Annotated in this window: 12 protein-coding genes; 6 read left to right on the forward strand and 6 right to left on the reverse strand. The window is 69.8% G+C overall.

Features of this window, described 5'->3' with window-relative positions; translation table 11 throughout:
- Positions 1-363: hypothetical protein (locus VNE60_12870; GenBank protein HVB32410.1), on the reverse strand; the 363-nt coding region annotated here is incomplete at its 3' end.
- 223 nt (positions 364-586) lie between these two features.
- Between VNE60_12870 and VNE60_12875 the strand changes: the two genes are divergently transcribed.
- Positions 587-979 carry a hypothetical protein gene (locus VNE60_12875; GenBank protein ID HVB32411.1) on the forward strand — a complete coding sequence of 131 codons (393 nt, stop codon included), beginning with the start codon at positions 587-589 and terminating at the stop codon, positions 977-979.
- A gap of 21 nt (positions 980-1,000) precedes the next feature.
- Here the strand turns inward: VNE60_12875 and VNE60_12880 are convergent, their stop codons facing one another.
- A complete protein-coding gene (locus VNE60_12880) occupies positions 1,001-4,060 on the reverse strand; it encodes an aminotransferase class III-fold pyridoxal phosphate-dependent enzyme (GenBank protein HVB32412.1) in 3,060 nt (1,019 codons plus the stop codon).
- A 72-nt stretch (positions 4,061-4,132) separates the two neighbouring features.
- Between VNE60_12880 and VNE60_12885 the strand changes: the two genes are divergently transcribed.
- The gene (locus tag VNE60_12885) at positions 4,133-5,215 is read left to right on the forward strand and encodes an NADH:flavin oxidoreductase/NADH oxidase (GenBank protein ID HVB32413.1); all 1,083 of its coding nucleotides are present in this window, start codon (positions 4,133-4,135) and stop codon (positions 5,213-5,215) included.
- A gap of 39 nt (positions 5,216-5,254) precedes the next feature.
- Here the strand turns inward: VNE60_12885 and VNE60_12890 are convergent, their stop codons facing one another.
- Genes VNE60_12890 through VNE60_12900 form a run of 3 tightly spaced genes read right to left on the reverse strand, consistent with a single transcriptional unit; the run spans position 5,255 to position 9,108 of the window.
- Positions 5,255-6,238: an NAD(P)H-quinone oxidoreductase gene (locus tag VNE60_12890; GenBank protein HVB32414.1), complete on the reverse strand. Its 984-nt coding sequence runs from the start codon at positions 6,236-6,238 to the stop codon at positions 5,255-5,257.
- 1 nt (position 6,239) lies between these two features.
- Entirely contained in the window at positions 6,240-7,232 is a 993-nt protein-coding gene (locus tag VNE60_12895) for an aldo/keto reductase (GenBank protein HVB32415.1), read from the reverse strand.
- 1 nt (position 7,233) lies between these two features.
- The gene (locus VNE60_12900; protein HVB32416.1) at positions 7,234-9,108 is read right to left on the reverse strand and encodes a M1 family metallopeptidase; all 1,875 of its coding nucleotides are present in this window, start codon (positions 9,106-9,108) and stop codon (positions 7,234-7,236) included.
- Positions 9,109-9,408: 300 nt separating this feature from the next.
- Between VNE60_12900 and VNE60_12905 the strand changes: the two genes are divergently transcribed.
- A complete protein-coding gene (locus VNE60_12905; protein ID HVB32417.1) occupies positions 9,409-9,672 on the forward strand; it encodes a hypothetical protein in 264 nt (87 codons plus the stop codon).
- A gap of 15 nt (positions 9,673-9,687) precedes the next feature.
- Here VNE60_12905 and VNE60_12910 read toward each other — a convergent pair whose 3' ends face one another.
- Positions 9,688-11,370, reverse strand: a complete 1,683-nt coding sequence (locus VNE60_12910) for a hypothetical protein (GenBank protein ID HVB32418.1) — start codon at positions 11,368-11,370, stop codon at positions 9,688-9,690.
- Positions 11,371-11,520: 150 nt separating this feature from the next.
- On the opposite strand from VNE60_12910, the gene VNE60_12915 reads away from it, so the two are divergent.
- The 3 genes from VNE60_12915 to VNE60_12925 all read left to right on the forward strand — a co-directional run.
- A complete protein-coding gene (locus tag VNE60_12915) occupies positions 11,521-12,144 on the forward strand; it encodes a hypothetical protein (GenBank protein HVB32419.1) in 624 nt (207 codons plus the stop codon).
- Between the two features lie 82 nt (positions 12,145-12,226).
- Positions 12,227-12,514 (forward strand): hypothetical protein, encoded by a 288-nt coding sequence (locus tag VNE60_12920; protein HVB32420.1) that lies wholly within the window; start codon positions 12,227-12,229, stop codon positions 12,512-12,514.
- Positions 12,515-12,624: 110 nt separating this feature from the next.
- On the forward strand, positions 12,625-14,474 hold a 1,850-nt coding region (locus VNE60_12925; GenBank protein ID HVB32421.1), incomplete at its 3' end, for a glycosyl hydrolase.

The raw sequence follows: 14,474 nt of genomic DNA on the forward strand, positions 1-14,474 counted from the left end.
ATACTGTGACTGGGCCACGGACCGCGAATAGCCGAAGCCGAGCACGGCGTCCACCCGCGGACTCAGATTGAAGCCAAAGTCGGTCTGCACGGTGGGGCTGCTGAAGTCGCTGCGCTTGAGCGTGAGGTCGTTGGTGACGAACGAGAACAGATCGCTCTGCGCCATGGCGGCGTCGTAGCCCACGCGCAGGCCGAACGTGGCGTGAGGAACGCCGAACAGGAATCCATTGCCGGCGTCCTGCGCACCGGCCGACCTCCAGGGCGCCAGCACCGCCGCCAGGGCGAGGAGGGCGAGCGCCATCCAGCGCCAGAGAGCCGCGCGTCTCTCCCACTCCTCATGGCCGGTCGCGCATTTGCTGATCATGGGACTCCTCCGCCGATGCGGTGCGATTTGGAAGGTCATATTTGTATACAACGAAGTATGCGGTGAAGTTCCATTGCGATCAAGACTCGACTTCCGCTATGACAGGCTGGTGACAGGTTGTGCCGGCCCCCGCGCCCTTGCATCGCCACCGCCGGGGCCCAGCTTACGATCCACGGCCGCTCGAACGCCCCGCCGCGCAGTGAACCCGGACCAGAGGTGCGTCGTGAAGGCTTCATCGTCGGTGGTGCTGCTCGTGACGGCCGGCGCGTGCTTCGGCGCGCACATCGTCACCAGCTCCGCGCCCCTGCCCCCCGCCCCGACGTTCGTGTGCGTGACGCGCGCGGTGACCTCGCTCGGCTACACCATCACTACCTCGAATCCGGCGTCGGGGTTCCTCAACGCCGAGAAGCGCGACCTCGGGTCACCGGACAGCGCCGAGTACAGCGAACTCGCAGTGGCGGTGTACGCGAATGCCGACGGCACGACCCGGATCATGGTCACGCCCGGACGCACGCGGTTGAACGGACCGGGGCCGCGCACCACCGACGGCGTGTTCACCATGGGCCCGGACCAGCAGGCGGCGGATTCCGTGGCGCGCATCTGTTCGAAGGAGTAGCGCGCCGCGAGCTGGCCCGCGCTACTCGCCGGCCAACTCGCCCAGCACCCGGTCGAGCGTCTGCACCAGCAGGTCGGCGTCGCATTCGGCAAACGGCATCGGCGGCCGGATCTTCAGCACATTGTGATGCGGCCCGTCGGTGCCGATGAGGATCCCCTCCTCGCGCAACCGATCGGCGACGTACGACGCGTCGGCGCCGGCCGGCTCCCGCGTCTGGCGATCGCGCACCAACTCGACCCCGAGGAACAACCCCGATCCGCGCACGTCGCCGATGCGCTCGTGGCGCTGGGCCAACGCGCGCAGGCCGCCCAGCAGGTGCTGGCCCACCGCGAGCGCGTGCGCCTGCAGTCCCTCGTCGCGCAGCACGTCGAGCACCGCCAGGCCCACGGCGCACGACACGGTGTTGCCGCCGAAGGTGCTGAAGTACTCCATGCCGTTGGCGAAGTCGGCCGCGATGGCGGGCGTGGTGACCACGGCGGCGAGCGGGTGGCCGTTGCCGAGCGGCTTGCCCATGACGACGATGTCGGGCACCACGCCGTGCGCCTCGAACGCCCAGCAGTGGGTGCCGATGCGGCCGAGTCCCGTCTGCACCTCGTCGGCGATGCACACGCCCCCGCCGTCGCGGACGTGGCGGTACGCCTCGGCGAGGTACCCGGCGGGGAGGATGATCTGGCCGCCCACGCTGGGGCACGTCTCGGCGATGAATCCGGCCACGCCGCGGCCGGCGGCCCGCACCGCGTCCACGAGCTCGGCCACGTGCCGGGCGTACCGGGATCCCGCGTCGGGGTCGCCGCGCCGGTAGGGCCCCCGGTAGTCGTCGGGCAGCGGCGCCACGTGCACCCACTCCGGCCCGCCGGTTCCGCCCGGCCCGGCGTGCTTGTACGGACTCAGGTCTATGAGCGATGTCGTATTACCGTGGTACGCCGCATCGAGCACGACCATGTCGCGCTCGCCGGTATGCGCGCGCGCCAGCCGCAGGGCCAGCTCGTTGGCCTCGCTCGCCGAATTGGTGAAGTAGCAGACGGAGAGGCCCGGCGGGAGCGTGGCCGCGAGACGTTCCGCGTACTCCACCGGGAGGTCGTTCAGGTACCGCGTGTTCGTGTTGAGCACGCGCATCTGATCGTACGCCGCCTGGACGACGCGGGGATGGGCGTGCCCCACGTGCGGGACGTTGTTGTACGCGTCCACGTACTGGCGGCCGGTATCGTCGAACAGATACTGCATCCACCCGCGCGCGATGGTGAGCGGCTCGCGGTAGGCGAGGCTCAGGTTGGCGCCGAAGTGCGCGCGGCGTCCGGCCAGCGTCTCGTGGGCGGCACGGGGCGGCGCCGGGAAGCGGCGGGACGGAATCCCGACCAGCAGGTTGGGGTCGGGGCACACCGTACGCCACGCGTCGCGCTGGCTGGCCCGCACGACGCCCGGAAACCCGAGATCCAGATCGAGCAGATCGGCGATCACCTGCAGATGCAGATGCGGCGTCCACCCGCCGTTGACGTCGGCCGTGCCGAGCGCGCCGATCCGCTCGCCACACGCGATCGCCTGCCCCACGCGCAGCCCGGCCAGCGAGTCACGGCTCAGATGCCCATACAGGGTGAAGAACTCGGTGCCATCGCCGGTGGTGTGTCGCAGAATGATCACGGGACCGTAGTCCAGCGGGTTCGCGTTGTCGGCCAAGGCGTGCACGGTGCCCGCCAGCGGCGCGTGCACGGGCGTGCCGGCGTCGGCGAACAGGTCGAGCCCCACGTGGATGGTGCGCCGCTCGTCGGTCACGCGTTCACCGCCCGAGAAGAGCGGCGTCACGTAGAGCAGGCGCGGCTCGTCGTACCGCCCCACCGCCACGCGCACGTCTGCCTCGCGCATGGCGGCGGCGATCTGCGGCGTGAGGTGCGCCGCGTCGCGCGCGTCGGGATCGCCGCTCACGAACGGGCTGGCGACACTCAGGTCGAGCACCAGGCAGGGCTCGGCGCGCAGATCGACGTCGAGCACCGGCGCGAACCCGGCCGCGTGGTCCAGGAGCCAGGATACCACGGCCCCCGCGCTGGCCACGGAGGGCAGGCCGCACGCATGCCGCAGCACCGCTTCGGCCACACGGAAGGGCGTGGCGGCGAGCACCGGCAGCAGCTGCCGGATACGGCGCTGGCTCACCCCCAGGTACGCGTTGTCCGGGCGCTGTTCCATCTGCGCGGCCGCGATGCACGCACTGGCGCACAGTCGCATGGCGGCGAGGCCGAACAGCGCCGACAGTTCGGCCTCGGTGAGCGGCACCTCGGCGTGGTACGCGGCCACGATGCGCGCCGCCACGGCCAGCGGGTCGCGCGCATCGAGCATGGCGTACGCGACGACGATCGCGAGGTCGGCCACCGTGTAGCTGTACACCATGTCGCCGAAGTCGATGATGCCGGCCACCCGCTGCTCGCGCGCCTCCGGCTCGCCGGCGCCGCCCACGAGCACGTTGTAGTCGTTGAGGTCGCCGTGCACGACGCTCCGGCGCAGCCCGCCCAGCCGCGGGGCGGTGTGCCGGTCGAACTGGCGCGCGATCACGTCCACGGCGGCGCCGAGATCGGCGTCGGCCAGGAGCCCGCGTCGTTCGCCGACGACACGGCGCGCGTGGGCCAGATCCCACAGAAAGTCCCGGTGAACGGCCGGATGATCGAAGTCCGCCAATCCGCGCGCGAGCTTGCCCACGCGCCGGCCCAGGTCGTCGAGGAGCGATGGCGAGCGGTGGCCCACCTGGGCGAGGGGCTGTCCGGGCACCCAGGTGACGGCCCACGCGAGATACCGCTGGCCGTCGGCGCCCGACACCGACACCAGCGAGCGGCGGTCCAACGACGGCAGCACGCGCGGCACGATGCGCATGCGCTGCGCCAGCCGCATCATGGCCTGCTGCTGGGCGTCGAGCAGCGCGGGGGATTCGTGGGCGTTGGCGATCTTGAGCACCACGCGCTCTCCCCCGGCCGATTCGACGAGGAAATTCTGGTCGCGCTCGCTGAACAGGCGGCGCGCCGTGCCGCGGATGCCGAAATGCTGCTCGGTGAGCCGGGCGGCGGCCGGCTCGTCGAATCGGGGGGCGAAATCGAGCATGGCAAACGGTACTCAGCGGCCCGCGGGCCGTCCATCGGCCCCGCCACTTTACAGGCCCGCTACAATACGTGCATGACCACCAACGCTCCTGCTCCGCTGTTCGATCCGCTCACGATCCGCAGCGTCGAGTTTCGCAACCGCATCTTCGTCTCGCCGATGTGCCAGTACTCGGCCCAGGACGGCCTCGCCAACGACTGGCACCTGGTCCACCTGGGCAGCCGCGCGGTGGGCGGCGCGGCGCTGGTGCTTGCCGAAGCGACGGCGGTGAGCCCCGAGGGGCGGATCTCGCCGGCCGACACGGGCATCTGGTCGAGCGCTCACGCCGAGGCCTTCCGGCGGATCACGACGTTCGTGCGCGGCCAGGGAGCGGTGCCGGGGGTCCAACTCGCCCATGCCGGCCGCAAGGCCTCGACGCAGATCCCGTGGGTGGGCAACGCGATGTTGCCGCCCGCCGACGGCGGGTGGCAGACGGTGGCGCCTAGCGCGCTGGCGTTCTCTCCCGACTATCCGCACCCGCGCGCGCTGAGCGTGAGCGAGTTGGACGAGGTCGAGGCGCAGTGGGTGGCGGCCGCCGGCTTTGCGCAGGAGGCCGGATTCGAGGTGATCGAGCTGCACATGGCCCACGGCTACCTGATGCATCAATTCCTCTCGCCGCTCACCAACCAGCGCGCCGACCAGTACGGCGGCAGCCTGGAGAATCGGATGCGGTTTCCGCTGCGCGTGGCGCGCGCCGTGCGCCAGGCGTGGCCCGAGCGGCTTCCGCTGTTCGTGCGTCTGTCGGTGACCGACTGGACGGACGGGGGCTGGGACGTGGAGCAGTCGGTGACGCTGTCCAGAGCGCTGCGCGAACTGGGCGTGGACCTGATCGATTGCTCGAGCGGTGGCCTGGTGCCGCAGGCGAAGATTCCGGTGGGACCGGGCTATCAGGTGCCGTTTGCCGAGCGCATCCGCCGCGACGCCGGGATCGCCACGGGCGCGGTGGGGATGATCACCGAGCCGGAGCAGGCCAACGCCATCATCGCCGAAGGCAAGGCCGACGCGGTGATCATGGCGCGCGAACTGTTGCGCGACCCGTACTGGCCGATGCACGCCGCGAAGGCGCTGGGGGCCGAGGTCCGCTGGCCGGAGCAGTATCTGAGGGCCAAGAGCCGGTAGGACGGTAGGGACAGGACGACAGCAGACCCGTTCGCCGTCTCAGGCGCGCAACTTCAGGACGATCTTGCCCACGTGCTCCCCGCGCTCCAGCGCGCGGTGGGCCGCGGCCGCATCGGCGAAATCGAACACCTTGTGCACCATCGGCTTGATCTCGCGCGCCTCGATGAGCGGCCAGATCCGCGCGCGCAGCGCGGCCGCGATCTCGCCCTTGAAGGCGACCGGCCGCGGCCGGAGCGTGGAGCCGGTGATCACGAGCCGCTTGGCCATCACTTCGCGGATGTTGAATTGGGCTTTCGCACCGCCGAGCGTGGCGATGAAGACCAGCCGCCCCTCGTCGGCGAGCAGCGAGAGTTCGCGGGGGACATAGTCGCCGCCCACCATGTCGAGGATCACGTCCACGCCGCGCCCTCCGGTGGCGGCGCGGATCACGTCCACGAAATCCTCGGTCTTGTAGTTCACCGCGCGCTCGGCGCCGAGCTGCATGCAGGCCGCGCATTTGTCGGGGGTGCCGGCGGTGGCGAACACGCGAGCGCCGAGCGCGCGCGCCATCTGGATGGCCGCCACGCCGATGCCGCTGGCGCCGCCCTGCACCAGCAAGCTCTGGCCGGCCGCGAGGCGTCCCCGGTCGAACACGTTGGTCCAGACCGTGAAGAAGGTTTCGGGAAGCGATGCCGCCTCGACCATCGAGAGCCCGCGCGGAACGGGCAGACACTGCACGGCCGGCGCCACGCACCACTCGGCGTACCCGCCGCCCGCCACGAGCGCGCAGACGTCGTCGCCGACGGCGAAGCCGGCCGCCTCGGGGCCCACCGCCGCGATGGTGCCGGCCACTTCGAGGCCGAGGATCTCGCTCGCCCCGGGAGGCGGCGGGTAGGCGCCCTGGCGCTGGAGCAGGTCGGGACGATTGACGCCGGCGGCGGCCACCCGGATCAGGACCTCGCCGGCGCCGGCCACGGGCGTGGGCCGCTCGCCCGGGACGAGCACGTCCGGCCCGCCGGGCGCGGTGCACTCGATGACGCGCATATCAGACGGTGTGTCCGCGCACGCCGTGCGGGCGGTAGGGTTCGTCCAGCGCCCGCAGTTCGTCGGGCGACAGCTGGAGGTCGAGCGCACGGATCGCCGCTTCGAGATGCGACAGCTTGGTCGCGCCGACGATCGGCGCCACGACGCCGGGCCGCGACAGCAGCCACGCCAGCGCGACCTCGGCCATCATCACGCCGCGCTGCGCGGCGATGCGCTGCACGGCGTCCACCACGTTCCAGTCGTCCTCGCTGTCGTAGAGCCGCGACGAGAAATCGTCGGAGCCGGCGCGGGTGGTGCCGCCGCTCGTGACCTTGGCGTCGGCGGGGCGCGGTCGCGTGAGCACGCCGCGGGCCAGCGGGCTCCACGGGATGAGGCCAACGCCATCGTGCAGGCAGAGCGGGATCATCTCGCGCTCCTCCTCGCGGTAGAGGAGGTTGTAGTGATTCTGCATGGAGATGAACCGCGCCCAGCCCCGGCGCTCGGACGTGCTGAGCGCCTGCGCCATGCGCCACGCCGAGCCGGAGCTGGCGCCCAGGTAGCGCACCTTGCCCGAGCGCACGAGGTCGTTGAGCGCTTCGAGGGTCTCGTCGATGGGCACGCCGGCGTCGAAGCGGTGAATCTGGTACAGATCGATGGCCTCGATGCCGAGGCGGCGCAGACTCGCCTCGCATGCCTGCAGGATATGCTTGCGCGACAGGCCGCCCATGTTGGGGCCGTTGCTCATCGCGAAGTTCACCTTGGTGGCGATCACGATCTCGTCGCGGTTGGCCATGGCCCGCAGGGCGCGTCCGGTGACCTCCTCGCTCACGCCCAGCGAATACATGTCGGCCGTGTCGAAGAAATTGATGCCGGCGTCGAGGGCGCGCCGGAAGAACGGCTGGGCGGCGGATTCGTCGAGCACCCATTGGCGCCAGCTCGGCGTGCCGTAGCTCATGCAGCCGAGGGCGAGACGCGAGACCTGCAGGCCGGAGTGGCCAAGTCGGATGTGTTGCATGTCAGTACCGCGCCCTCCACGCGTTGTTCGAGCGATCGATGTCCGGGAGCACGTGCCGCGGGTCCACCTCGGCGGCAACCACCGCCTTGTCCTCCGGCACGCGATACACGAACACGTCACCCAGGTTCCACGTCTCGATGGGGAGCTTGACGGTGGTGGTGGAGTGATCGGCGAACGTGAGCGACAGTTCCACGGGCATGATCATCGTGCCGCGGCTGGCGAGGTACACGCGGGCGCCGTCGCGACTGTTCGTGACCGAGTCCACCGACTGGTCGAGCCGGGCGGTGGTATAGACCCACTCGCGCCAGAACCAGTCGAGGTTCATGCCCGACTCGTCGCGCATGATGCGGAAGAAGTCGGCGGGCGTGGGATGCTTGAACGCCCACGCCTTGATGTAGGCGCGGAACGCGTCGTCGAACCGCTGCTGGCCGAGCACCTCGAAGCGCAGCGTCTGCATCATGAGCGCGGGCTTCTGGTAGCCCGACCAGAACAGATCGCGCACCTCGGTGGGGTTCTCGATGAGCGGCTGTTCGTTGCCGGGCACGCCGTGTTCGGCGTACAGGTGGAGCGGGTGCGATTCGATCGAGTCGCCGTAGGCGGTGCCCTTGAAGTATCGCGCGGCGTTGTGGAGGTCGATGAACGTGTTGAAGCCCTCATCCATCCACGGATACAGGCGCTCGTTGCTGCCCACCAGCATCGGGAACCACTCGTGCCCGAACTCGTGCGCCAGCGCCCATTGCTGATCCTCGCGCGTGGGACTGTTGGGCACGAAGGTGAGCATGGGATATTCCATCCCCTGGATGGGGCCTTCGATCGTCGTGGCGTGCGACCAGGGATAGTGGTACCACTGTTCGCTGAAGTATTTGATCGTCTCGCGGCCCATGCGATTGGCTTCGGGCCATTTGTCGGCGGTACGGCGGTAGAGCGTCTCGATGAGGATGTTGTCCCAACCGCTCGCGTCCCAGAGGAAGTCGGGGCCCGCCGCCCACGCGAAGTCCCGGCTGTCGTGCGCCGTGAAGTGCCAGGTGAGCTCGCCCGCGGTCACCGGCCGGGTGGCGGCGAAGTCGGTCAACTCGCGACTCGTGATGATGTGCACCGTGGTATCCGACGCGCGAGCCAGCGCGAGGCGGCGGATCTCGGTGGGCGTGAGCACCGTCGTGGGATTCTGCAGTTCGCCGGTGGCGCGCACGATGTAGCTGAACGGGACGGTGAGCGTGACGTCGAAGTTGCCGTACTCGAGGTAGAACTCGCCGGCGCCGATGTACGGCTCGTGGTTCCAGCCGTGGACGTCGTCGTACACGGCCATGCGCGGATACCACTGCGCGATCTCGTACAGCGGGCCGTCGTGCCCCATGCGGCCGCCGCCCTGCTCCGGCACCTTGAAGCTCCATTTGGCGGCGATGTCGACGGCGGCGCCGGGCGCCAGCGGACGCGCGAGGTCGATGCGCATCGTCGTGCCGTAGATGGTGTGGGCGGCGTTCGCGCCGCCGATGCGCACGTAGTCGAGGGTCAGGCCGCCCTTGAATCCCTGGCACGAGAAGTCGAATTCGCTGTCCAGGAACTTGAGCGGCGGCTGGTTGAGCGTGTTGGTGACGCTCGACGGCGCGCAGAGATTCTGCTCCAGGAAGAGCCAGAGGTAGGGCAACGCATCGGGCGAGTTGTTCTGATAGTGGATCGTCTCCGTGCCCGACACCTGGTTGTGCAACGGGTCGAGCGTGGCCGCGATCTTGTAGTCCGCTTCCTGCTGCCAGTAGCGCGCGCCGGGACGGCCCGAGGCGGTACGCACCGAGTTCGGGGTGGGGAGCGTGAGCGGCCGGAACGGCGACGAGTCAGCGACGGCGAGTTCGGCGCGGGATTGCGCGCTGGCCGAGGACATCGGGGCAGCGACGGCCGCACACACGAGGACGAGCAATCCGACCGTCGGGCGCCGGATGGAGCGGAGCGCGCGGCAGGCGGCGCGTGGATGGAGGAGGCGCACGGTGCGTTGGCCCTTCTATTGAAGGAGGAGGGGGCTGGCGGAGGTGGCGAATCGCGCGTAGAAAGCATGTACACGTCGGCGCGGCACCGCAACGCCCCGGATGGGCGGCGACGGCGCCGGAAACCCGCTGCCCCGCACCACCGTACGGAACCGCACGACCTCCCTTCGTCACTCCACCGCTCACTGCGAGGACCCGCCATGAACGAGATGCTGCTCCAGGACATCCTGGTGTTCTTGGGGCTCATGGCGCTGCTCGGCACGCTCGCCAAGATCACGCTGTCGCTGATCAACCGGCGCCGCGGCGGCCTGAACGCCGGCGACGCCAGGACCCTGGAAGACATCTCCGCGCGGCTGACGCATCTGGAGCAGATCGCCGAGTCCACGGCGGTGGAGGTCGAGCGCATCGGCGAGGGCCAGCGCTTCACCACCAAGCTGCTCGGCGATCGCGCCGCCAAGGGGTAGCGCGCCACCGCGGGGTCAGCGGCCGAACCCCGCCCCGCCGCAGGCCAGACTCGGATCCGCGAAGAACTGCGGCGTGAGATGCACGGTGTTGTCGTGCGCCGCGTACACGATCTGCCGCGGTCCGCGCGCATCCTGCACCTGCAGCACCACGGACTGCGCGGGCCGGTCGCCATCCCAGCTCCACCCGAGCAGCTTCATGCCGTTGGCCACGCCGGCGAGCGCCGCCGGACCGCCCGGGCGAACGCCGTTCACCACGCGCAGCCGCATGGAGGTGGCGGCATCGAACCCGAGGTCGAAGTCGTACACCGCCACGGTGCGCAGGAGGTTGCACAGCCCGAGCGACGCCGAGTCGCCCGGCACCATCATCCCGCGCACGATGTATCGGTCGATCGCGTCGTGGAGGGCGCCGCGGGCCGCGGCCGGCGTCACCGCCAGCAGCAGGGCATCGGTGAGTTCGAGGCTGTGTCCCCGCCCGGCGCGATAGGCCCGCACCATCAGGCTATCGAGGTCGAAGGTCGCGCCCGACCACCGCGTCAGATTCGGTTGCAGGAAGAGCGCGAACGCGTAGCCCTGCGCATAGGGATACTGGCGCATCGCGGGATCGGCGTAGTACCGCGCCGCCACGTCGGCCAGGGTGCTCCCGCGGGCCGGCGACGCGTAGTACGACCGGAGCACGGCATTCACGCGCGCGCGGTATGTGGAATCGGAGTACTGCCCGAGCTGATGGAAGAACCGGTCGGCGTAGTAATCGGTGAATCCCTCGGTGAACCACTTGTACCGCGCCTCGACCTCGGTGGCGGCCATGCGCTGGCCATTCCACAGGTGGAACAGCTCGTGCGCCAGCAACCGGCCGAGGTCGGTCAGGTCGGCGGTGCTGTCGGACGCGGCGACGAACCCGGCGGTGAACGCCGTGCCGGCCACCGCGCCGCTGGTGGCGCTGGGCAGGAGCAGCACGAACGCGTGGTCGAACGCGGGGCCGCCCCAGAATCGCGACTCGGCGCGCCAGAGTGCGCCCACGAGCTGCGCGAACGCCGGGTCGGTGAACCGCCACTGGCCCTGGGCTTCGATGGTGAGCGGCGCCGCGCCGCCCGTTGTGCCGACGAGCCGGAAGTCGCCGGCGGCGAACGAGGCGCCGGCGAATTCCCGCCACGACACCGGCCCCGAGAACCACGCCTTGGACCCGAAGCTGGTGAGAATGCGCCACGACGGCGGCAGGCCGCTCCACTGGACCTGGAGCACCAGGGGCACATTCGCGGTGAGCTCCGGATACACGAGCGCCGTGGTCTGGTTGAACACGATGCGCGAGCTGTCGATGATCACGCGGTGGTTGAGCGGGTACCGCAGCGGCCCCGTCCAGTCCTGGCGCAAGACGTAGTGCAGGTGCACGCGGGCGCGCGGGAGATGCTGGAGAATGCGCTCACCGTTCACGTCGGGGCCGACGACGACCCCGGGGCCGGCGCGGAAATCGACGATCGCCTTCCAGAGGCTGTCCTGGCCGGCCCACGTGGTGGGCGTGACGATGCGGGTGCGACCGGTCCGGCCGCCGCGGAAGTCAACGTCCACGGCGACCTGCACGCCGTGATCCGGGCCCGGTTCGAGGTGGAACCGGTAGCTGAGCGTATCGGCCTGAGCGCGCGCCGTGCCGGGGGCGGCGGCCAGCACGCAGATCGCGCCCAACGGGAGAAGTTTGCGGAGCATCGAGCGGGCTTTCCTCATGGCCAGTCGCGGGATACACTGGCGACGACTATCATGGAGGGCCGCAACGGTTCGCACCATGACGTGGAGGGCGACCGGACGCTGGTTGCGTCCCGCACGTCGCGGCTCCACCCCCTTGAGGACCCCGAGCACATGCGCGTCGCGATCGTGGGAGGCCCCGGCATCGGCAAGAGCACGCTCGTGCGCCAACTCGCGGATCTCTATCACAATGGGGCGTACGGGGAGGGCGAGAAGGGCGTGTGGGACCCGCGCGTGCTCGCCGACATCGAAGCGGGGCGCAATCCCGTGGGCGTGACGGCCTATTTCGCGCGACTGTACGACGCCAACTATCGCGACGCGATGGAGCACGACCGCCCCGGCCGCGTGATCTTCTTCGAGGGCGCGCGGATCACGCTCGAAGCGCACATCGCGGAGTATCCGGCCGAGCATCACGCGGAATTGCGCAAGGTGCTGGCGATCGGCGACTGGTGGCATCCCGACCGGGTGATCGTGCTCACGTCGAGTACCGACACGATCGAGAAGCACATCAAGCAGCGCAACCGCCCGCACGAGAGCGTGGAGCACATGGTGCACCGGTTCCGCCTGATCGACGCCGAGTTCCGGCGGCTGGCAGTGGTGGAGCCGCACGCGGTGGTGATGAATCGCGACAACATGGAATTCCACGATCGCGACAGCCTGATGCGGATCATCGCCGCCGCCGGACTGCCGATGTTCCAGGAAGTCACGTACGAGGAGCTGCACACGTTCCGAGGCTAGTGGCGGCCCCACGGATCCGTCCCGCGGGGACGGAGTACCATCAGGTCGTCCACCGTCGTTCCCGACCGCCGTCCACTGTTCGATGCCCCGCTCCGCACGACTCCAAGCCGAACTCGAGCGCATCGCCGCGGAGCGACTCGTCGCCGAGCGGGAGTCGGCGCGCGCCACGCGCCGTGAATTCTTCCGCGCCGGTCTCGAATGCGCGGGGTGGTGCGGCGTCGGCCTCGTCCTCATGGCCACGTCCATGCACGTGACCGACGAGGCCATGGGACGGATTCTCTTCTATTCCGCGTACTGCGTGGGCTACGGCGGCATGTTGTTCTCGCTCATCGCGTCGTACAACCGGGCCCAGAACCGCGGCGATCTGTAAGGCGCCTGGGGACGGCGTCGCGGCTCGCCGCGCACCGATCGCGGTGGTATACTCCCCGCGACCACTCGGCCTCCCCTCCCCGCAGCACCTGAGCAGCTCTCCGGTTCACCATGCACATCCCTGCCCTCCGTTCGCCCGTGCGCGTCCCCGCGCTCCTGACCGCCCTCCTCTGCGCCGCGCCGATGGCGCTGGCCGCGCAGGGGCCTTCGGGCGCCTCGACCTTCGACTCCGTGCGATTCGGCGGCCTGCATTGGCGGAACATCGGCCCATTCCGCGGCGGCCGCGTGACGACGGTGACCGGCGTGCCGTCGCAGCCGCTCACGTATTACATGGGCGCCACGGGCGGCGGCGTCTGGAAGACCGACGACGCCGGGATCACCTGGAAGAACATCACCGACGGCAAGATCCGCATGGGCTCGATCGGCGCGCTCGCGGTGGCCGGCAGCGATCCCAACGTGATCTACGCCGGGATGGGTGAATCCGAGCCGCGCGGCCAGTCGTCCTCGTGGGGCGACGGCGTGTACAAGTCCACCGACGCCGGCAAGACGTGGAGGGACGTCGGCCTCGAGAAGACCAGATCCATTGCCAAGGTGGTGATCGACCCGCGCAACGACGACGTGGTGTACGTGGCCGCCGAGGGGAGCCGCTGGGGCCCGAGCGCCGACCGCGGCATCTACAAGACCACGGACGGCGGCGCCACCTGGAAGCTGCTCCTGCATCCCAGCGACAGCGTGGCGGCGATCGACCTGAGCATGGACCCGTCCAATCCGCGCATCCTCTACGCGGCGATGTGGGACTTCCAACGACTGCCCTGGCAGATCCGGAGCGGTGGGCCGGGCAGCGCCATCTACAAGAGCACCGACGCCGGCGCCACCTGGACCCGCCTCGTGGGGCACGGCCTGCCCGCCGGCGCCGTGGGGCGCATCGGCGTGGCCGTGTCGCCCGCCAATCCCAACCGCATCTACGCGATCATCGAAGCCGCTGCCGACACCGGCGGCCTCTACCGGTCCGACGACGGCGGCGACAGCTGGCACCACATGACGGCCGAGCGCCTGATCCGCTCGCGCGCCTGGTACTACACCAGCGTGATCGCCGATCCGCAGGATGAGAACGTGGTCTACGTGATGAACGCGTCGATCATGAAGTCGATCGACGGCGGCAAGAGCTTCCAGGTGCTGCCGGCCAAGCACGGCGACAACCATGCGCTGTGGATCAACCCGCGCAATCACGACGACATGATCAACGGCAACGACGGCGGCGCCACGATCACGATCGACGGCGGCGCGTCCTGGTCCACGCAGGACAATCAGCCCACGGCGCAGTTCTACCGCGTGAATACCGACAACCGGTATCCGTACTGGGTGTACGGGGCCCAGCAGGACAACACCACGGTGGCCATCGCCAGCGCCACCGCCGAGGGCGGGATCACGACGTCCGACTGGTATCCGGTGGGCGGTTGCGAGAGCGCCCACATCGCATTCAACCCCGACGACCCCCGGTACATCTACGCCGGATGCTACGAGGGCGCGATCGACGAATTCGATCGCGCGACGCACCAGACGCGGGACATCATGGCGTATCCGGCGCTCGGACTCGCGACGTCGCCGGCGTTGCAGAAGTACCGCTTCAACTGGAGCGCGCCGATCGCCGTCTCGCCGCAGAACCCGAACGTCCTCTATCACGGCGGCAACGTGCTGTTCCGGTCGAGCGACCGCGGCCAGACGTGGACCGCGATCAGCCCCGATCTCACCCGCAACGAGAAGGCCCATCAGGGACCTGGCGGCGCGCCGATCACCAACGAAGGCGCCGGCGGCGAGGTGTACAACACCATCTATTACATCGTCGAATCGCCGCGCGAGGCGGGGACGATCTGGGTGGGCACCGACGACGGCCTCGTGCAGCTCACGCGCGACGGCGGGAAGACGTGGACCAACGTCACGCCCAAGGGCATGGGCCCGGG

Source organism: Gemmatimonadaceae bacterium, assembly GCA_035533755.1.
GTDB lineage: Bacteria > Gemmatimonadota > Gemmatimonadetes > Gemmatimonadales > Gemmatimonadaceae > JAGWRI01.